Annotated in this window: 20 protein-coding genes and 1 tRNA gene; 11 read left to right on the top strand and 10 right to left on the bottom strand. The window is 58.2% G+C overall.

Translation table 11 applies throughout. The features are described from left to right. Window positions 1-51: 51 nt before the first annotated feature. Window positions 52-669: a bifunctional phosphoserine phosphatase/homoserine phosphotransferase ThrH gene (gene thrH, locus ACKZ62_RS06890; RefSeq protein WP_032887558.1), complete on the bottom strand. Its 618-nt coding sequence runs from the start codon at window positions 667-669 to the stop codon at window positions 52-54. A gap of 151 nt (window positions 670-820) precedes the next feature. Between thrH and ACKZ62_RS06885 the strand changes: the two genes are divergently transcribed. The 3 genes from ACKZ62_RS06885 (at window position 821) to ACKZ62_RS06875 (ending at window position 4,297) form a co-directional block, all read left to right on the top strand. After that, window positions 821-1,555 (top strand): phosphoadenylyl-sulfate reductase, encoded by a 735-nt coding sequence (locus tag ACKZ62_RS06885; RefSeq protein WP_032887556.1) that lies wholly within the window; start codon window positions 821-823, stop codon window positions 1,553-1,555. A gap of 470 nt (window positions 1,556-2,025) precedes the next feature. Further along, on the top strand, window positions 2,026-3,555 hold the full coding sequence (locus ACKZ62_RS06880) for an NCS1 family nucleobase:cation symporter-1 (protein ID WP_447096471.1): 1,530 nt from the start codon (window positions 2,026-2,028) through the stop codon (window positions 3,553-3,555). Between the two features lie 13 nt (window positions 3,556-3,568). Further along, window positions 3,569-4,297 (top strand): aspartate/glutamate racemase family protein, encoded by a 729-nt coding sequence (locus ACKZ62_RS06875; protein WP_032887552.1) that lies wholly within the window; start codon window positions 3,569-3,571, stop codon window positions 4,295-4,297. Between the two features lie 51 nt (window positions 4,298-4,348). Here the strand turns inward: ACKZ62_RS06875 and ACKZ62_RS06870 are convergent, their stop codons facing one another. Next, window positions 4,349-5,272, bottom strand: coding sequence for a LysR family transcriptional regulator (locus ACKZ62_RS06870; RefSeq protein ID WP_122757044.1), 924 nt, complete (start codon window positions 5,270-5,272; stop codon window positions 4,349-4,351). A 126-nt stretch (window positions 5,273-5,398) separates the two neighbouring features. On the opposite strand from ACKZ62_RS06870, the gene ACKZ62_RS06865 reads away from it, so the two are divergent. Beyond that, window positions 5,399-6,145, top strand: coding sequence for a 3-oxoacyl-ACP reductase family protein (locus ACKZ62_RS06865; protein WP_032887548.1), 747 nt, complete (start codon window positions 5,399-5,401; stop codon window positions 6,143-6,145). A 156-nt stretch (window positions 6,146-6,301) separates the two neighbouring features. On the opposite strand, the gene ACKZ62_RS06860 is transcribed toward ACKZ62_RS06865, so the two are convergent. After that, window positions 6,302-6,988, bottom strand: a complete 687-nt coding sequence (locus ACKZ62_RS06860) for an HAD-IA family hydrolase (protein WP_095185335.1) — start codon at window positions 6,986-6,988, stop codon at window positions 6,302-6,304. Between the two features lie 108 nt (window positions 6,989-7,096). On the opposite strand from ACKZ62_RS06860, the gene ACKZ62_RS06855 reads away from it, so the two are divergent. The 4 genes from ACKZ62_RS06855 to ACKZ62_RS06840 all read left to right on the top strand — a co-directional run bounded on the left by ACKZ62_RS06855 (window position 7,097) and on the right by ACKZ62_RS06840 (window position 9,627). After that, window positions 7,097-7,462: a DUF2784 domain-containing protein gene (locus ACKZ62_RS06855; RefSeq protein ID WP_032887544.1), complete on the top strand. Its 366-nt coding sequence runs from the start codon at window positions 7,097-7,099 to the stop codon at window positions 7,460-7,462. Window positions 7,463-7,516: 54 nt separating this feature from the next. Next, the gene (locus tag ACKZ62_RS06850; protein ID WP_032887542.1) at window positions 7,517-8,095 is read left to right on the top strand and encodes a DUF4337 domain-containing protein; all 579 of its coding nucleotides are present in this window, start codon (window positions 7,517-7,519) and stop codon (window positions 8,093-8,095) included. Window positions 8,096-8,188: 93 nt separating this feature from the next. Continuing rightward, a complete protein-coding gene (locus ACKZ62_RS06845) occupies window positions 8,189-8,524 on the top strand; it encodes a hypothetical protein (protein WP_032887540.1) in 336 nt (111 codons plus the stop codon). 62 nt (window positions 8,525-8,586) lie between these two features. Further along, complete coding sequence (locus ACKZ62_RS06840; RefSeq protein WP_447096470.1) at window positions 8,587-9,627, top strand: DMT family transporter; 1,041 nt, start codon at window positions 8,587-8,589, stop codon at window positions 9,625-9,627. 57 nt (window positions 9,628-9,684) lie between these two features. On the opposite strand, the gene ACKZ62_RS06835 is transcribed toward ACKZ62_RS06840, so the two are convergent. From ACKZ62_RS06835 to ACKZ62_RS06815, 5 genes are all read right to left on the bottom strand, one after another. Continuing rightward, complete coding sequence (locus ACKZ62_RS06835; RefSeq protein WP_375803698.1) at window positions 9,685-10,074, bottom strand: GNAT family N-acetyltransferase; 390 nt, start codon at window positions 10,072-10,074, stop codon at window positions 9,685-9,687. An 8-nt stretch (window positions 10,075-10,082) separates the two neighbouring features. Next, the gene (arsH, locus tag ACKZ62_RS06830) at window positions 10,083-10,784 is read right to left on the bottom strand and encodes an arsenical resistance protein ArsH (RefSeq protein WP_032887537.1); all 702 of its coding nucleotides are present in this window, start codon (window positions 10,782-10,784) and stop codon (window positions 10,083-10,085) included. A gap of 12 nt (window positions 10,785-10,796) precedes the next feature. Beyond that, window positions 10,797-11,267, bottom strand: coding sequence for an arsenate reductase ArsC (locus ACKZ62_RS06825; protein ID WP_122681204.1), 471 nt, complete (start codon window positions 11,265-11,267; stop codon window positions 10,797-10,799). A gap of 76 nt (window positions 11,268-11,343) precedes the next feature. Then, the gene (locus tag ACKZ62_RS06820; RefSeq protein ID WP_032887533.1) at window positions 11,344-11,691 is read right to left on the bottom strand and encodes a metalloregulator ArsR/SmtB family transcription factor; all 348 of its coding nucleotides are present in this window, start codon (window positions 11,689-11,691) and stop codon (window positions 11,344-11,346) included. Between the two features lie 232 nt (window positions 11,692-11,923). Then, a tRNA-Ser gene (locus ACKZ62_RS06815) sits at window positions 11,924-12,013 on the bottom strand. 319 nt (window positions 12,014-12,332) lie between these two features. Between ACKZ62_RS06815 and ACKZ62_RS06810 the strand changes: the two genes are divergently transcribed. The 3 genes from ACKZ62_RS06810 to ACKZ62_RS06800 all read left to right on the top strand — a co-directional run bounded on the left by ACKZ62_RS06810 (window position 12,333) and on the right by ACKZ62_RS06800 (window position 15,073). Further along, window positions 12,333-13,025, top strand: a complete 693-nt coding sequence (locus ACKZ62_RS06810) for a crotonase/enoyl-CoA hydratase family protein (protein ID WP_032887461.1) — start codon at window positions 12,333-12,335, stop codon at window positions 13,023-13,025. A 213-nt stretch (window positions 13,026-13,238) separates the two neighbouring features. Then, a complete protein-coding gene (locus ACKZ62_RS06805) occupies window positions 13,239-13,961 on the top strand; it encodes a 1-acylglycerol-3-phosphate O-acyltransferase (protein WP_447096469.1) in 723 nt (240 codons plus the stop codon). Window positions 13,962-14,101: 140 nt separating this feature from the next. Beyond that, window positions 14,102-15,073, top strand: coding sequence for a magnesium and cobalt transport protein CorA (locus tag ACKZ62_RS06800; RefSeq protein ID WP_032887457.1), 972 nt, complete (start codon window positions 14,102-14,104; stop codon window positions 15,071-15,073). Here ACKZ62_RS06800 and ACKZ62_RS06795 read toward each other — a convergent pair. Continuing rightward, window positions 15,070-15,783 (bottom strand): amidotransferase, encoded by a 714-nt coding sequence (locus ACKZ62_RS06795; protein WP_032887456.1) that lies wholly within the window; start codon window positions 15,781-15,783, stop codon window positions 15,070-15,072. The two genes, ACKZ62_RS06800 and ACKZ62_RS06795, sit on opposite strands and share 4 nt — an antisense overlap. 84 nt (window positions 15,784-15,867) lie before the next feature. Then, window positions 15,868-18,015, bottom strand: a complete 2,148-nt coding sequence (locus ACKZ62_RS06790; protein ID WP_447096468.1) for a 3-hydroxyacyl-CoA dehydrogenase NAD-binding domain-containing protein — start codon at window positions 18,013-18,015, stop codon at window positions 15,868-15,870. Window positions 18,016-18,018: the final 3 nt, after the last annotated feature.

Raw genomic sequence — 18,018 nt, 5'->3', positions numbered from 1 at the left:
GACTGCGCAGCAGTCCCATTCCGGGGGCAAGCCCGCTCGCCACAATCCGCTTTAGAGGCTCAGCGACCGATTCGACGCCTTGATGAACTCTTTCTTCAAATCCTCAAACGTATGCACCGCCGGGAATTGCGGGAACTCGCGAATCACATTCTCCGGCGCATGGAACAGAATCCCACGGTCGGCCTCGCCCAACATGGTGGTGTCGTTGTAGGAGTCGCCAGCGGCGATCACGCGGTAGTAAAGAGTCTTGAACGCCAATACCGACTGGCGCTTGGGGTCTTTCTGGCGCAGTTGGTAGCTCACCACCCTGTCGGATTCATCGGTGATGAGGCGGTGGCACAGCAGAGTCGGGAAACCCAGTTGGCGCATAAGCGGCTGGGAAAATTCGTAGAAGGTGTCGGACAGGATCACCACCTGAAAACGCTCGCGCAGCCAGTTGACGAACTCGATGGCGCCGTCCAAAGGCTTGAGCGTGGCGATCACTGCCTGGATATCGGCGAGCTTGAGCCCGTGCTCGTCGAGAATACGCAGGCGCTGCTGCATCAGCACGTCGTAGTCAGGAATGTCCCGGGTGGTGGCCCGTAGCGATTCAATACCGGTTTTTTCGGCGAAGGCGATCCAGATTTCCGGTACCAGTACCCCTTCCAGGTCAAGACAGGCAATTTCCACAAGACACTCCTATTGGATGTTGTTAGTTGAGCGAGCAAAAGGACTGCCGAACTCTAGCGATTCAAGCTCGCCGCCGCAACGCGGAGCGGATTTTGATACCATCGCTCCCCTATAGAGCGCTCAGCGCCACTGACCTGTAGGAACCGTCCTGATGAACCAAGCCTTCGACGTCGCTGAACTCGCCGCGACTTACGCCAACAAATCCGCCCAGGACATTCTCAAGCTGGCGTTCAGCCAGTTCGGCGATGACCTGTGGATCTCCTTCAGCGGCGCCGAGGACGTGGTGCTGGTGGACATGGCCTGGAAGCTGAACAAGAACGTCAAGGTGTTCAGCCTCGACACCGGCCGTCTGCACCCGGAGACCTACCGGTTTATCGAGCAGGTGCGCGACTTCTACAAGATCGACATCGAACTGATTTCGCCGGACCAGAGCAAGCTGGAGCCCTTCGTCAAGGAGAAAGGTCTGTTCAGCTTCTATAAGGATGGTCATGGCGAATGCTGCGGCGTGCGCAAGATCGAGCCGCTGCGCCGCAAGCTTTCGGGCGTGAGTGCCTGGGCCACCGGCCAACGCCGTGACCAGAGCCCTGGCACCCGCAGCCAAGTGGCGGCGCTGGAGATCGACACCGCCTTCTCTACCCCGGAACGCACCCTATACAAATTCAACCCGCTGGCGCAGATGAGCAGCGAAGAGATCTGGGGCTATATCCGCATGCTGGAGCTGCCGTACAACAGCTTGCATGAGCGCGGTTTTATCAGCATCGGGTGTGAGCCGTGCACCCGGCCTGTGCTGCCGAACCAGCATGAGCGAGAGGGTCGTTGGTGGTGGGAAGAAGCCACGCAGAAAGAATGCGGGCTGCATGCCGGGAACATCATCAGCAAGGCCTAAGGGCTGACGCGGTTAGAAAATGTGGGAGGGGGCTCGCCCCCGATAGCGGCCTGTCAGTCAACCTATGTTTGACTGGAAAACCGCTATCGGGGGCAAGCCCCCTCCCACATTTGTCTTGTGTTGAGTGTTGGAGATGTACACATACATGTAACCATCGGTGCCATTTATGTGTGCAATTCTTATTCGGCCGCACCATAACGTAACACCTCTCCCCTCCCCTCGATTGGCCTGGCGAATCGCACACTGGCAACCCAAAAATAAATAGCTGTTCAGTCGGTCAATTTATATCTCTTTAAATTCAGCTATTTATTTAACCAACCTATAAAAACGAAATTACCCAGGACTTTCATAGATCCAAAACTGGCACGCATGTGGCTTAAGGTGAACTGCGCTTTGTATACAATAAATACAAAACCTACATACACTTTGCCATCTGCCTCTTCCCGGCAGATATGCTGGAGCCTGCCGGAATGCGTACAAGCCTCTCGAACAATATCGCACTGGATCTGCCCTCCTCCGCCCTGAACCCGGACGCCGCATGCCCCGGCCCGTTAGTGCTCAGCCCACGCCTGCACAATAAAGACCTGGCGCCGACCAAGATCGAAGGCCGTCGATGGGGGCGCTACAGCATCTTTGCGTTGTGGACCAATGACGTGCACAACATCGCCAACTATTCGTTCGCCATTGGCTTATATGCACTGGGCCTCGGCGGCTGGCAGATCCTGTTATCCCTGGGGATCGGTGCGGCGCTGGTGTACTTCTTCATGAACTTGTCGGGGTATATGGGGCAGAAGACCGGCGTACCGTTCCCGGTCATCAGCCGTATCAGTTTTGGCATTCACGGCGCACAGATTCCCGCGTTGATCCGTGCGGTCATTGCGATTGCCTGGTTTGGTATCCAGACCTACCTGGCCTCGGTGGTTTTCCGCGTGCTGCTGACGGCAATTCATCCAGGGTTTGCCGACTATGACCACAACTCAATCCTCGGCCTGTCATCCCTTGGCTGGGCGTGTTTTGTGGCGATATGGTTCGTACAACTGGTGATCCTGGCCTACGGCATGGAGATGGTACGGCGCTATGAAGGCTTCGCCGGGCCGGTGATTTTGCTGACTGTGGCGTCGCTGGCCGGTTGGATGTACTTCCAGGCCGGCGGCAACATTGCCTGGTCGATCCGCGAACCGCTGAGCGGTGGCGAGATGTGGCGCAATATCTTTGCCGGCGGCGCGCTATGGCTGGCGATCTACGGCACGCTGATCCTCAACTTCTGCGACTTTGCACGCTCTTCGCCGTGCCGCAAGACCATCCTGGTCGGCAACTTCTGGGGCTTGCCGGTGAATATCCTGGTGTTTGCCGCGATCACCGTGCTGCTCTGCGGCGGCCAATTCCAACTCAATGGCCGGGTGATCGAAAGCCCGACTGAAATCATCGCGGCCATCCCCAATACCTTCTTTCTCGTGCTGGGCTGCCTGGCGTTTTTGATCGTCACCGTAGCGGTGAACATCATGGCCAACTTCGTTGCGCCTGCCTTTGTGCTGAGCAACCTGGCGCCCAAGTACCTGAACTTCCGCCGTGCGGGTCTGATCAGCGCCACCGTGGCTGTATTGATCCTGCCGTGGAACCTCTACAACAGCCCGCTGGTGATCGTGTATTTCCTCTCTGGCCTCGGCGCACTGCTAGGCCCGTTGTACGGGGTGATCATGGTCGACTACTGGCTGATCCGTAAAAGCCAGGTGGACGTACCGCAGTTGTATAGCGAAAACCCGAATGGCGTTTATTACTACAGCCGTGGGGTGAATATGCGTGCAGTGGCGGCGTTTATTCCTGCGGCCATCATCGCCATCCTGCTGGCGCTGTTGCCGGGATTTGCCGGCGTCTCACCGTTTTCCTGGTTGTTTGGCGCCGGTATTGCAGGGTTGCTGTACCTGCTGATCGCCAAGCGCCAGCCGTTCTACGCCGATGTCAGCGGCGAAAGCATTGCCGTCGATAACGTCAGTCACTGAGTAAGGACCTTCCATGCGTATCCTCGTGGTCAACGTCAACACCACCGAATCCATCACTGAAACCATCGCCCAGCAAGCGCGGGCCGTGGCCTCGCCGGGCACTGAGATTGTCGGACTTACCCCGTACTTCGGCGCGGAATCGGTTGAAGGCAATTTTGAGAGCTACCTGGCCGCCATCGCCGTGATGGACCGGGTAATGGCTTACGACCAACCGTTCGATGCGGTGATCCAGGCCGGCTACGGCGAACACGGCCGGGAAGGTTTGCAGGAGTTATTGAATGTGCCGGTGGTGGATATCACCGAAGCGGCGGCCAGCACGGCGATGTTCCTGGGCCATGCCTATTCGGTGGTGACCACCCTGGACCGCACCGTGCCGCTGATCGAAGACCGCCTGAAACTTGCCGGCCTGTACCAGCGCTGCGCTTCAGTTCGGGCCAGTGGCATGGCGGTTTTGGAGCTGGAAGAGGACCCGTTGGCCGCGATGGAAGCCATCGTGCGCCAAGCGGAACTGGCCATCCGCGAGGACAAGGCCGAAGTGATTTGCCTGGGTTGCGGCGGCATGGCCGGGCTGGATGAGCAGATTCGCCAGCGCACCGGGGTGCCGGTGGTGGATGGCGTGACGGCGGCGGTGACCATCGCCGAATCCTTGGTGCGGCTGGGGTTGTCGACGTCGAAGATCCGGACTTACGCGACGCCTCGGCCGAAGAAGGTCATTGGCTGGCCGACCCGGTTCGGCCGCTGAAAATCAAATGTGGGAGCAAGCCACCTCCCACATTTCGAGCTGCGTCTGGTTTTAGATTGCGCTGAACCTTTGCCCCAGTTTTTTTTCGGCAAACTGCTCAATGATGAAGCCCACAAACGCCCGGGTCTTGCCGGGCAGCAGTTTGTGCTCGGCGTAGTAGATGGAAATATTGCCGTCGTCGACGTACCAGTCGGGCAATACCCTTACCACCTCGCCGCTGTCGAGGAACGGCACGGCCATGGGCATGCTCACCAGCGCAATTCCCAAGCCTTGAGCGCTGGCGCGGCAGGCGGCTTCGGAGTCGCTCATGGTCATGCCGGGTTTGAGCACCAGCGGGCGGCATTCACGTTCGACACTGGTCAACTGCCAGGAACGGATACGCCCGGTTTGCGGTGAGCGGATCAGGATACCTTTGCACCGCGACAAGTCTTCAGGCTCGCGCACCGGTGGGCGTTGCGCCAGGTAACCCGGTGAAGCCACCAGCACCCGGTGCGCGGGCGTCAACTTGCGCGCCACCACGCCTTGGGGCAGTTCAAAACCGCCGCCAATCGCGGCATCAAAGCCTTGGCCGATCAGGTCCACCTGGCGGTTATCAAAATGCCAGTCCGGGCTGATATCCGGGAAACGCCGCATAAACTCCCCCAGCAGCGGGACCACATAGCGATTGCCGAACACCGTGCCCATGCTGACCTTGAGCGTACCCACCGGTCGCCCTTCGGCGCTGGCCAGGTTGGCGACGGCGTTCTGGATAGTGGTAAGGCTGGCGCTGACCTCTTCTAGAAACAGCTTGCCGGCTTCAGTCAGCGTGAGGCGCCGAGTGCTGCGCTGGAAGAGCCGCACACCGAGGCGCGCTTCCAGCTTGGCGACGCTTTTACCGACCGCCGCCGGGGTCAGGCTCAAGTGCCGCGCCGCTTCGGCAAAGCTGCCACCTTCGGCGCTGCGCACGAAGCATTCGATACTTCCAAAGCTTTCCATCACAGCCCACTCTAAACTTTTGGTTTACACAGACTATAGCAATCACGGTCTACCGGTAGGGCTGGGTGAAGTCGATACTCGGCTCCAACAACAAGGCAGCCTGCCTTGAACAGCCAGGAGATCGACATGACCACACTCAACCTCAGCGGCAAAGTCGCCTTGATTCAAGGCGGTTCCCGCGGTATCGGCGCCGCCATCGTCAAGCGCCTCGCCGCCCAAGGCGCAGCGGTCGCCTTTACCTATGTCAGCTCGGCCGCTAAGGCAGAAGAGTTGCAGAACAGCGTAATCAGCGCCGGCGGCAAAGCCCTGGCGATTCACGCCGACAGCGCCGATGCCACTGCGATCCGCAACGCGGTCAATACCACCGTGGAAGCCTTTGGCCGCCTGGACATCCTGGTGAACAACGCTGGCGTGCTGGCCATCGCACCGCTGGAAGACTTCAAGCTGGAAGACTTCGACCAAACCTTGGCGATCAACGTGCGCAGCGTGTTTATCGCTACCCAGGAAGCCGCCAAGCATATGGGTGAAGGTGGTCGGGTGATCAACATCGGCAGCACCAATGCCGAACGCATGCCCTTTGGCGGTGGTGGCCCGTACGCGATGAGCAAAGCGGCACTGGTGGGCCTGACCAAGGGGTTGGCGCGAGATCTGGGACCGAGGGGCATCACCATCAATAATGTGCAGCCTGGGCCGGTGGACACCGATATGAACCCGGCAAACAGTGATTTTGCCGAGAGCCTGATCGGGTTAATGGCGGTGGGACGTTATGGGCATGTGGAAGAGATTGCCAGTTTCGTGGCCTATCTGGCCGGACCGGAAGCGGGGTATATCACCGGTGCCAGCCTGACCATTGATGGTGGGTTCAGCGCCTGATTTTCTGAATCCCTGCAAAACCAAATTTTCTGAATCCCAGCAAAAACAAATGTGGGAGGGGGCTTGCTCCCGATGGCGGAGTGTCAGCCAGCTCAATGGTGACTGACACTCTGCCATCGGGAGCAAGCCCCCTCCCACATTTTTTACCGAGTAAGGTCAGGAGATTGGCGGCAAGCCATAGGCCGCCAGGTCAAAGTCCGCAAGCTTGCGGATGATCTGGTCGGCATGCTGGTACTTGCTGTCGGCCATGGCTTCGTCGGGCACGGCGATGGCGGTCATATGGGCGGCCTTCGCAGCCGTTACACCAAAGGGCGAATCCTCGAACACCAGGCAATCCTCAGGGGCAACGCCCAGGCGGCGCGCGGCGGTAAGGAAGATATCCGGTGCAGGTTTGGCGGCGCCGACTTCGGGGTCGTCGGCGGTGACAATGGTGCCGAACAGGCTAAACCACTCGCGGTGCAACGTGGTTTTGTGGCCAAACGAATTGCGCGACGAACTGGTGCCCACGGCAATCGGAATGTTGTGTGCCTTCAAGTGCCGAACCAGCGCCTCGGCACCGGGCATGCCCAGGGCCTTTGGAAAGCGCTCGCTCATCAACGGTTCGCGAATTTCCAGAAACTGCGCCGGTGTGATCGGCAAGTCCAATGCCTTGACCACGTAATCGGCCAGGTCCTGGGCGCCACGGCCAATAATATGCTGCTTGATCCCCCAATCATAAGTACGACCGTAGCGCTCGGCGATGATCTGCGTGACTTCGGTGTAGATGCCTTCTGTATCGAGCAACAACCCGTCCATATCGAAAATCACAGCCTTGATCGGGGCAACGGTACGTGGCGAATTCATCACAACAGATCCTTGGGAGGAAGGACTAAAAGGATTCAGCACAATAACGGTCCCGCTTACCTGCGGGCAACCCTTAGACTACGCCCTCCCCTTTTTGAAGCGCGCACAATGCTCTACCGTCTAGCTGCCGACAGCCTCGTGCTGTTTCACCTGTGTTTTATCCTGTTCGTATTATTCGGCGGGCTGCTGGCCCTTAAGTGGCGGCCGGTTATCTGGCTGCACTTGCCCGCTGCCGCGTGGGGCGTGGCCGTCGAGGTCTTTCACCTGCCGTGCCCACTCACGCGCTGGGAAAACTTGCTTCGCCATCTCGCCGGTCAAGACGGCTACGGCGGCGGATTCATCGAACACTACATTCTTACGCTCATCTATCCGGCTGGCCTGACTCCGCAGATTCAACTGGCGCTGGGTGCATTGGTGTTAGTGATCAATATCGCGGTGTATACGCGGCTGATTCGGCGTTACGTACAGCCTTGAGACAGCCGCACGGGTGAAGAATCAGACTCCCTCAGTCCCTTCATAGCCGCCGCCATGTCCGAAGCCTTCGAAGTCCCCAGCCCCCACGAAAAACACATCGAACACACCACCGAACATGCCCACGCAAGAGGAGACAGTTTCGCCAGCCGAATCGCCGTCATGACCGCGCTGATGGCCACTCTCGGCGCCATGCTCAGCTACCAGGCCGGTTCCACCGAAAGCGAAGCGGCGATGGACAAAAACAACGCGGCCATCATCAAGACCGAAGCCGCCAACCAGTGGAACTACTACCAGGCCAAATCCAGCCGCCAAAACCTGGCGGAGCTGGCCACCCATATTCCCGGCGTAGACGCTGCGCATTACAAGGGCGAGATCGAGCGCTACAAAAGCCAGAAGGAAGACGTGCGCCAGCAGGCAGAAAAGCTTGAGGCCACCTCGCGGGAATGGGATGAAAAATCAGAACAGGCGTTGCACCAGCACCACCGCTGGGCCCAGGCGATGACCGCGATTCAGATCGCGATTTCGCTGGCGGCAATTACGTTGCTCACAAGGAAGGAGTGGTTGAAGCGCATGGCGTATACGGCGGCGGGGGTGGCGGTGGTGTTAGGTAGCCTGGCGTGGTTGCACATCTGACGACGGGAAGATTGATTTCAATCCCCTGCCAGGGCGATTAAAGTACGCCCCCCCGAGAATTGAATCTCGGGCTTTAGTCCATGGAGTTTCCCAGTGAAGTACATCAGTAAAGTGGTTGCAGCAGCCGTTCTCGGTTTCACGCTTGCAGGCTGCACCGGCACCGCCATCAAATCCCCGCAATACGACAGCAGCCAATACACCGTCCTGGGCCACAGTGAAGCCAGCGCCACCGGCATTATGCTGTTCGGCGTGATCCCGATCGGCCAGAACAGCCGTTTCGTGCGCGCCCAGGATGCCGCCATCAAAGCAAAAGGCGGCGATGCGCTGATCAACACCCAAGTGCAGGAAAACTGGTTCTGGGCCTGGGTCCTCAGCGGTTACACCACCAAGATTTCCGGTGATGTGATCAAGCTGAAAACCGCGCAGTAAATCCGCTCGGGCTTTCACCTGAGCCCGCGACGTATCATGGGCCACCCTTTCGAGGATGACCCATGAACCTCAGTATCCTCTACGCACTCGCCGCCGCCGCGCTGTTCGGCGCCAGCACCCCGCTCGCCAAAAACCTCGGCCTGGGCCTCTCGCCCGTGCTGCTCGCCGGCCTGCTCTACCTCGGCAGCGGCGTCGGTCTCGCCGGCGTGCGCCTGATCCGTGATCGTGGCTGGAAACCCAGCGGACTGACCTCATCGGAATGGCCCTGGCTGCTCGGCGCCATCGCATTCGGCGGCATCCTCGGGCCTGTCGCGCTGATGTTCGGCCTGACCCGCACGGCCGGCGCAACCGCCTCCCTGATGCTCAACCTGGAATCAGTGCTGACCGCCGTCATCGCCTGGGTCGTGTTCAAGGAAAACGCCGACCGTCGCATCGTCCTGGGGATGATCGCCATCGTGATGGGCGGCGTGGTGTTGTCATGGGCCGACGGCGGTAGCACGAGCCATGACTGGACGGGGCCGCTGGCGGTTGCCGTGGCGTGCCTGTGCTGGGGGATTGATAACAACCTGACGCGCAAAGTGTCTGCGTCGGACGCGCTGTTTATCGCCGGGGCCAAGGGGTTGATTGCAGGGCTGGCGAATGGCGGGTTGGCGCTCTATCTCGGAGCGCAAATCCCGGGTATGGCGCAGCTGACGCCTATCTTGCTGGTTGGTTTTCTGGGCTATGGCATCAGCCTGGTGATGTTCGTGCTGGCGCTGCGCGGACTGGGCAGTGCACGCACGGGAGCCTATTTTTCCACCGCGCCGTTTCTGGGTGCCGCGATTGCGGTGCTGATGTTGGGTGAGTCAGTGACATTGGCTTTCTGGATTGCATCGGCGTTGATGGCCATGGGCGTTTGGCTGCACCTGACGGAACGGCATGCCCATGATCATCAGCATGAGGCCATGGAGCACGGACATCGGCATGTGCATGATGAACATCACCAACATGAGCATGGGTTTGAGTGGGATCCGGCTGAGCCCCACAGCCATGTGCATGTGCACAGTCCGCTGAGGCACAGCCATGCGCATTTTCCGGATGTGCATCATCGGCACAGGCATTGAGGGGCGATGGGCATGGCTCTGAGACCAACAGACGCCCGATCGGCTGGCTTTTATCCGCTAACTCAAGGTGCCAATAGCCCACATCGTGCCACTGACCGAGCTTATAACCGACTTGAGGATAGGTACCGATGTGTTGGAAGCCAAACCGCTCATGCAACTTGACGCTGCCTGAATCGGGCTGAGAAATGCCAGCATAGGCCGGACGATAGCCCTGCCGAACCAGAAGCTCGGTGCTGACTTGCATAAGCATATGCCGACCACCTTGCCTTCTCGAACCGCCACCAGATATGGATAGATCCGCAGCGTTAGCTCAATGCGCTGCTGTATCTCTTCAATACTAGGCGGCACCTCTTCAAAGGAAATAGCCGAGCCGGTCACTACCGAGGCATAGATAGCCTGGATGGCAACAGCATCTCCAAGCCGTGCCGCTCTGATTTCAATGGACATTGTTGAACTCAGATTGAACGCTGGTTCACGCGCGCCATGAGCTGTTCCGCGCTTTCCTTGCGTTCCGAGTAACGATCCACCAAAAACGCCTTTTGGTCACGCAGCAACAGGGTGAACTTCACCAGTTCCTCCATCACATCGACCACGCGATCGTAAAAAGCAGAAGGCTTCATTCGGCCTGCCTCGTCGAACTCCATATAGGCTTTCGGTACAGAGGATTGATTGGGTATCGTGAACATGCGCATCCAGCGACCCAGTACCCTCAACTGATTAACCACATTGAAGGACTGTGAGCCACCGCAGACCTGCATCACGGCCAGGGTCTTTCCCTGGGTGGGGCGAACAGCGCCGAGTTCAAGAGGCACCCAGTCGATCTGCGCCTTGAACACCGCTGACATCGCGCCATGCCGTTCTGGTGAACACCAGACCTGACCTTCCGACCACAACATCAGATCCCGCAGTTCCTGCACCTTAGGATGATTCACCGATGCGTCGTCGGGCAGTGGCAACCCACTAGGATTGAACACACGGGTTTGCGCACCAAAGTGCTCCAGTAAACGCGCAGCTTCTTCGACCAGCAGACGGCTGAAAGAGCGCTCGCGGGTCGACCCATACAGCAAGAGAATTCGAGGCTTTTGATCTTTCGGGCGAGATGCAATTGGCAGGGGGTCGAACAGAGAGAGGTCTAGGTTGGGCAGTTGCTCTGACATATGTCCTCCTTCTCAGTGTTTGCTGATTTGATCCAGCTCGCGTTTGAGTTCATCGCGGCTGAGGCTGTTGAAGGGAAGCGCAAAGAACGCTTTACAGCGTTTTTCGATGCAAGCGAGCGTGGCTCGGAAAGCGGCATCAACTTCTTCTTCGTCCCCCATCACATCGGAAGGATCTTCCAGGCCCCAATGAGCTTTCACGGCTGGGCCGAAATAGACCGGGCAAGACTCGCCTGCTGCCTTGTCGCATACGGTAATGACGATATCCGGAGGGTTATCTTCGAAGGCTTCGTTGCCCTTACTGCTCAAGCCTTCGATGGAAATGCCCGACTGGGTCAAAGTCGTCAAACTGCGAGGTAGCACCTGCCCCTTGGGAAAGCTTCCGGAGCTCACCGCTTTGAAACCCTCCGGCGCAAGGTGGTTGAACATGGCTTCTGAAAGAATGCTTCGGCAGCTGTTGGCCGTGCACATGAACAAGACTCGCATTAATTACTCCTTCCACTCTTCGCGGGCATTAAACACTTAGGCGCAGCGCCAGCTTCGATAGGGTTAACAGTTGGGATTAGCAGCAGGCAACATCGCGGACAGGGCGTCCATCCATATTCTGTAGACGGGAAGTGTCGCCCTGCAGCCAGTGAACGTTGGCTCGTAACGTCACTTGCAGGATCTCGTGCACCCAGCTGGGAAGGTCCGGATTTAAGCGGTAGTAAACCCAGAGTCCCTGGCGACGATCCAGCAGGAGACCACTGCTGCGTAACTGTGCGAGGTGACGGCTGATCTTCGATTGGCTGTCGCCGAGAGCGCACATCAGTTCGCAGACGCAGAGTTCTCCTTGGGAGGCAATCAGCAAAGTAGCGCGTGCGCGAGTTTCCTCTGCAAGGCTCTTAAACACTTCTGGAGGCGTAATCATGTGGGCCACTTGCTATATGTGAATAACCGAATATACGGATACACACATGTTTAAAGCAAGCTATCGATCGGGTGGGTTTCTTCGGGGCGATGGGAACCGTACGTAGGACCTTCGTGAGCGCCCATACGAGATGACCCTGTCGCAAACCCGCTAACGGGGCTTTTTTTGAATGCCAAAAACCACAAACCCCCGACTTTCTCTAGGAAAATCAGGGGTTTGTGTTTGTAGAATGTGGCGGTGAAGGAGAGATTCGAACTCTCGATACAATTTCTTGTATACACACTTTCCAGGCGTGCTCCTTAAGCCACTCGGACACTTCACCGTATCTCGTCAAACCAGTTCAGTCTGTCGAGGCGCGCTAATGTAGTCGAAAGCCTTTCTGATGGCAAAGGTTTTTTTCAGAATTTTCATGCGGTTAGACGGTTATACCGGAATGGGCCCGCGGGAGGACGGTGATTATGCCAATCTCGGGGAGGGTTCAGAGGGTCTTCGCTGGGCACTGTGCCCGGCTGCAGGCCATTTTCGACCAGGGATACGGGAAAAGGCTGACTGGCCAGTCAGTCATTGCGCTTTACCGGAACGGGCGTGGTGGGTAACGTCTGCTGCATTCTTCTATAACAAGTCCTACAAGGAACCGCGTCATGAGTGAGTTGATTGCCTACCACCTCGAAGACGGTATCGCGACCCTGACCTTGAGCAACGGCAAGGTGAATGCCATTTCTCCGGATGTTGTCAGTGCGTTCAATACAGCGCTTGACCAAGCCGAGAAAGATCGGGCGGTGGTGGTGATCACCGGCACGCCGGGGATTTTGTCGGGTGGTTATGATTTGAAAGTGATGACGGCAGGCCCTAAAGAGGCGATCGGCCTGGTCACGTCGGGCTCGACGTTGGCGCGTCGTCTGTTGTCGCACCCATTCCCGGTAATTGTGGCGTGCCCTGGGCATGCCGTGGCCAAGGGCGCGTTTCTGTTGCTGTCGGCCGATTATCGGATTGGGGTGGAAGGCCCGTTCAGCATCGGCCTGAATGAAGTGGCAATCGGCATGACCATGCACCACGCAGGGATCGAGCTGGCGCGGGATCGTCTGCGCAAGTCGGCGTTCCACCGCTCGGTGATCAATGCCGAGATGTTTGACCCGCAGGGCGCGTTGCAGGCCGGTTTCCTCGACAAGGTGGTGGCGCCTGAAGAACTGCACGCAGCGGCACTGGAAGCGGCGCGCCAGTTGAAGAAGATCAATATGAATGCCCACAAGCACACCAAGTTGAAGGTGCGTAAAGCGCTCCTGGAAGCCTTGGACGATGCAATTATCCAGGATCAGGGTCACAACCTGAGCTAAGTCCCTACACCTGCTGCGCCAGAGCCCGACCTTGTGTCGGGCTCTTTCTTACACGTAAATCCGAAACGCCCCTAGCCGCTCTAGCCAGCCAGTGTCGGCACATGTTGAAACATACGCTTAAACATCGCCTATCTCCGACCTCTACCTGGGTAATTGCCGAAGTCAGTGCACATCCGTACACTGCGCCACCTTTTGTCCCGATAGGCCGTGTCGATGCTTTTTCTGCCGCGTATGTTGTTGATGGGCCTGCACTTTATGTTGGCGGGTGTGCTCGGGGTTCTTCTAGGTATCTGCCGGCCGTTCAACCCGGACAACAGCCGCCTGTGCGCGCGCCTGTATGCGCTGCCCGCGATGCGCATCTTGCGACTGAACGTGAAGGCCGATGTCGACTCGCTGCGCAACAAGCCCGGCACCTGCGTGGTCATCGCCAACCACCAGTCCAACTATGACCTGTTCGTGGTGGGCACTGTAGTGCCCCATCGCACAGTGTGTATTGCCAAAAAGAGCCTGAAATGGGTGCCGTTGTTCGGCCAGTTGTTCTGGCTGGCAGGCAATGTGTTGATCGACCGCGGCAATGCGCACAAGGCGCGCCGTGCGATGCTGACCACCACCCATACGCTGCAACACAAAGACACGTCGATCTGGGTGTTCCCGGAAGGCACGCGCAATCTGGGCAAGGGCCTGCTGCCGTTCAAAAAAGGCGCGTTTCATATGGCGATTGCGGCGGGTGTACCTATCGTGCAGGTGTGCGTCAGCAATTACGTCGTTCATATGAAGCTTAATCGCTGGAACAGTGGTGATGTGCTCATACGTTCTTTGCCACCCGTTCCTACAGCCGGGCTGACAGCGAATGACGTCCCTGCGTTGATGCAGGCGTGTCAGGCGCAGATGGATGCATGCATTGCAGAACTGGACCGCGAAGTGCAGTCCGCCTGAACACGTTATTTGGGCGCTCCTTCCCCAGCGCGAGCAACCTCGCTCACCACACAAAGCTCGCCGCAACGACGTCTACAACGGAACGCCATTCAAGCTAAGCTGCCCAACATCTGTCCTCCAAACAAGAAGTGATCAGCACCATGGGTAGAGTTGTTGCGGCCGCCGTCTACAGCGCCGGTAAGAAAGTCTCTGATATCACCCTTGATGAAGGCGCCGCCTGGGCCGCCAAGCCCGGGCATTTTGTGTGGATCGGCCTGGAAGAGCCCGATGCCCAGGAGCTGGCCAACCTGCAGCGCCAGTTCAACCTGCATGAACTGGCCATCGAAGACGCCCTGGAAAAACACAGCCGCCCCAAGCTCGAAACCTTCGGCGATGCGCTGTTTATCGTCACCTATTCACCGGTGCGCGAGAACGGCAAGCTGGAGTTTATCGAAACCCATATCTTTGCCGGCACCGGCTATATCATCACCGCCCGCAACGGTCACTCAGCGTCCTACGGCTTTGTGCGCCAACGCTGTGAGGCGCGCCCGCTGTTGCTGGAGCATGGGGAAGATTTCGTACTCTATGCGTTGCTGGATTTCGTCACCGAAAACTACCAGCCGGTCAGCGAGGCGATCCACGCCGAGATCGATGAACTGGAGCGCAACGTACTGTGCAGTTCACTGAGCGAACGCGATATTCAGAAGATCCACGGTCTGCGCCGCGATGTGCTGCGGCTCAAGCGGTATGTGGCGCCGATGGTGGAGATCAGCCAGGAGTTGCAGAAGCTGAGCTTCCCGTTTATCGACAAGAACATGCGCCCCTATTTTCGTGATGTGCAGATCCACGTGACACGGCAGATGGAGGACCTCACTACCCTGCGCGACATCGCCAGCCAGACGATCGAAATCGGGGTGTTGCTGGAGGCGTCACGCCAGAGCGTGGTGCAGCGCAAGTTTGCCGCGTGGGCGGCGATCCTGGCATTCCCCACCGCGGTGGCAGGGATTTATGGGATGAACTTCCAGAACATGCCCGAGCTGCAATGGCACTATGGCTATTTTGCGGTGCTCGGGTTTATTGCGGTGGGATGCACCAGCCTGTGGGCCAGTTTCAAACGCTCGGGCTGGCTTTAAGCTTTGTGCGCCACAAACCGCATCATCCATTCCGCCACGGTGGCGCCGTGGTGGTCGCGCTCCAGGCTGGCGACACCGTTCGTGTAAACCGTTTCCCCGAGGGTTGTCTGAAGAATCTCCAGCAACTCGCGCGAATAGTCGTGGATAAATTCCGGGTGGCCTTGGAAGCACAGCACCTGGTCGCCAATGTGATACGCCGCGAACGGGCAAAAATCGCTGGAGGCGATGACCGTGGCATTGTCCGGCAAGCTGGTGACTTGGTCCTGGTGACTGATCAACAGCGTCAACTCAGGCACCTCAGGGCTCATCCACGGAGCCTTGGCATCGAGTTTGTAGTCATGAATGCCCATGCCCCAGCCTTTGCTGGCGCGCTCAGTCTTGCCGCCGAGCAGCAATGCCAACAACTGGTGACCGAAGCAGATACCGAGCAATTTGTCGCCACGCTCATAGCGCTGCAGCAAGTAGGTCTTGAGGGTCTGGATCCAAGGGTCGGTACCGAAGGAATCGGCCTTGCTGCCGGTAACGAGGTAGGCATCAAACACTTCATCGTCTGACGGATATTCGCCCTGCACCACGTTGTAAACCACAAACTCGGCAGCAATCGGCTGCTTGGAGAACAGGCGCTTGAACATCTGCCCGTAACCTTGGTACTGATCGATCAAGCCTGGACGCAGGATATCGGTTTCCAGGATGCAGACGCGTAGCGACATAAAAAATACCTGACACGGCGATGGGAATATTGAACACCCAGAGCCTGCCTTGAAACACCCCTTCAAGGCAAGCCCCTCCATTAATCACCGAAACACTTCACTCCTCGCCGCTTTCTCCAGCAACAACACTGGCGGCGCAAAGCGCTCCCCATATTGCTCAGCCAGATAACGCGCACGGGCGATGAAGTCGTTCAAGCCGTACTGATTGATAAACTGCAACGCCCCACCGCTCCACGCCGCAAAACCAATGCCGAAGATCGATCCCACATTGGCATCAGCGGTGGACATCAACACGCCCTCCTCCACACAGCGCACAGTTTCGATGGCTTGGATAAACAGCAAACGGTCGCGCACATCCTGTGGCGAAATCTGCTGGCCCGGCCGTTCAAAGCGGGCTTTCAACTCCGGCCACAGGTACTTCTGCCCTCCAGCGGGATACTCGTAAAAACCGCCCCCCGCCGCCTTGCCCGCGCGTTTGTATTCATTCACCAACAGATCGATGACCGCCGTTGCCGGATGCCCTGGCACCGTCTTACCTTCGGCCTGCAAATCCTTGGCCGTCTGCTGTCGGATATGGCTCATCAGGCTGAGGGACACTTCATCGGACACCGCCAGCGGCCCCACCGGCATACCGGCCTTGCGCGCCTCGGTCTCGATCATCGGCGCGGCCACACCTTCACCGAGCATGGCGATGCCTTCATTGGTGAACGTGCCGAACACCCGCGAGGTGAAGAAGCCGCGACTGTCGTTGACCACAATCGGAGTTTTCTTGATTTGCAGGACGAAATCGAAACCTCGGGCCAGGGTTTCGTCCGAGGTCTGGGCGCCCTTGATGATTTCAACCAGAGGCATCTTGTCCACCGGGCTGAAAAAATGCAGGCCGATAAATTTGCCTTCATCCGCCACAGCTCTAGCAAGGCCGGTGATGGGCAACGTTGAGGTATTGGAGGCGATCACCGCGTCGGCTCCGACGACATGTTGCGCGGCGGCCGAAACCTTGGCCTTAAGTTCACGGTCTTCGAAAACGGCCTCAATGATCAAATCGCAGCCGACCAAATCAGCATCCGAGGCAGTAGGGTAAATCCGCGCCAAGGTGGCTTCCCGCTGCTCGGCGGTCAATTGCCCACGGCTGACCTTCTTGTCCAGCAGCGCGGCCGAATGTGCCTTGCCCTTCTCGGCGGCGGCCTGGGTGACGTCCTTGAGCACCACCTCGATCCCCGCACAGGCGCTGACATACGCAATTCCAGCCCCCATCATCCCGGCACCAAGCACACCCACTTTGCGTGTCACGTAAGGTGAAAAACCCTTGGGTCGCGAGCTGCCGGCGTTGATTTCATTGAGTTGGAACCAGAAGGTGCCAATCATGTTTTTCGCCACTTGCCCGGTGACTAGCTCGGTGAAGTAACGGGTTTCGATAAGGTGCGCGGTGTCGAAGTCCACCTGAGCGCCTTCAACGGCAGCACAGAGGATTTTCTCTGGAGCCGGAAAACAGCCATTGGTTTTGCTGCGCAGGATCGAGGGTGCAATCGCCAGCATCTGCGCGACTTTTGGGTTCGAGGGAGTGCCGCCGGGAATCTGGTACGCCTTGCTGTCCCAGGGTTGTTTAGCCTCGGGATTGCCGAGAATCCAAGCGCGGGACTTGGCCAGCAGCCCATCGCGGTCCTCCGCCAGTTCGTTGATCAACCCCGCCTGGAGCGCCTGTTGCGGCCGTACTTTTTTACCTTCCAGCAAATACGGCAGGGCTTTTTCCAAACCGAGCATGCGCACCATACGCACCACGCCACCGCCGCCCGGCAGCAAGCCGAGAGTGACTTCCGGCAATCCAAGCTGCACCGATTTGTCATCCAGCGCGACACGGTAATGACAGGCCAGGCAAATCTCCCAGCCGCCGCCCAGCGCCGCGCCGTTGATCGCGGCCACCACCGGCTTGCCGAGGGTTTCCAAGCGACGCAACTGCGCTTTAAGCACCAACACGCTCTCATAGAAATCCTTGGCGTGGGACTTCTCGACCTTGATCAATTCATTGAGGTCACCGCCCGCGAAAAAAGTCTTCTTTGCAGAGGTGATAATCACACCGGCAATGTGGTCCTTTTCCGACTCCAGGCGCAGAACCGCAGCGGCCATGGCATCGCGGTAAACACCGTTCATGGTGTTGACGCTCTGGCCGGGCATGTCGAGAGTCAGCACCACAATCTGGTCCTGGCCTTTTTCGTAACGAATGGCATCGGTCATCAG

Source organism: Pseudomonas sivasensis, assembly GCF_052938085.1.
This window is presented reverse-complemented; position numbering and strand designations above follow the sequence as displayed.

Coding starts and splice junctions, on each gene's coding strand:
- ACKZ62_RS06885 (WP_032887556.1), top strand. CDS start 821: ATGAACCAAGCCTTCGACGTCGCTGAACTCGCCGCGACTTACGCCAAC.
- ACKZ62_RS06880 (WP_447096471.1), top strand. CDS start 2,026: ATGCGTACAAGCCTCTCGAACAATATCGCACTGGATCTGCCCTCCTCC.
- ACKZ62_RS06875 (WP_032887552.1), top strand. CDS start 3,569: ATGCGTATCCTCGTGGTCAACGTCAACACCACCGAATCCATCACTGAA.
- ACKZ62_RS06870 (WP_122757044.1), bottom strand. CDS start 5,272: ATGGAAAGCTTTGGAAGTATCGAATGCTTCGTGCGCAGCGCCGAAGGT.
- ACKZ62_RS06865 (WP_032887548.1), top strand. CDS start 5,399: ATGACCACACTCAACCTCAGCGGCAAAGTCGCCTTGATTCAAGGCGGT.
- ACKZ62_RS06860 (WP_095185335.1), bottom strand. CDS start 6,988: ATGAATTCGCCACGTACCGTTGCCCCGATCAAGGCTGTGATTTTCGAT.
- ACKZ62_RS06855 (WP_032887544.1), top strand. CDS start 7,097: ATGCTCTACCGTCTAGCTGCCGACAGCCTCGTGCTGTTTCACCTGTGT.
- ACKZ62_RS06850 (WP_032887542.1), top strand. CDS start 7,517: ATGTCCGAAGCCTTCGAAGTCCCCAGCCCCCACGAAAAACACATCGAA.
- ACKZ62_RS06840 (WP_447096470.1), top strand. CDS start 8,587: ATGAACCTCAGTATCCTCTACGCACTCGCCGCCGCCGCGCTGTTCGGC.
- ACKZ62_RS06835 (WP_375803698.1), bottom strand. CDS start 10,074: ATGTCCATTGAAATCAGAGCGGCACGGCTTGGAGATGCTGTTGCCATC.
- arsH (WP_032887537.1), bottom strand. CDS start 10,784: ATGTCAGAGCAACTGCCCAACCTAGACCTCTCTCTGTTCGACCCCCTG.
- ACKZ62_RS06825 (WP_122681204.1), bottom strand. CDS start 11,267: ATGCGAGTCTTGTTCATGTGCACGGCCAACAGCTGCCGAAGCATTCTT.
- ACKZ62_RS06820 (WP_032887533.1), bottom strand. CDS start 11,691: ATGATTACGCCTCCAGAAGTGTTTAAGAGCCTTGCAGAGGAAACTCGC.
- ACKZ62_RS06810 (WP_032887461.1), top strand. CDS start 12,333: ATGAGTGAGTTGATTGCCTACCACCTCGAAGACGGTATCGCGACCCTG.
- ACKZ62_RS06805 (WP_447096469.1), top strand. CDS start 13,239: ATGCTTTTTCTGCCGCGTATGTTGTTGATGGGCCTGCACTTTATGTTG.
- ACKZ62_RS06800 (WP_032887457.1), top strand. CDS start 14,102: ATGGGTAGAGTTGTTGCGGCCGCCGTCTACAGCGCCGGTAAGAAAGTC.
- ACKZ62_RS06795 (WP_032887456.1), bottom strand. CDS start 15,783: ATGTCGCTACGCGTCTGCATCCTGGAAACCGATATCCTGCGTCCAGGC.
- ACKZ62_RS06790 (WP_447096468.1), bottom strand. CDS start 18,015: ATGACCGATGCCATTCGTTACGAAAAAGGCCAGGACCAGATTGTGGTG.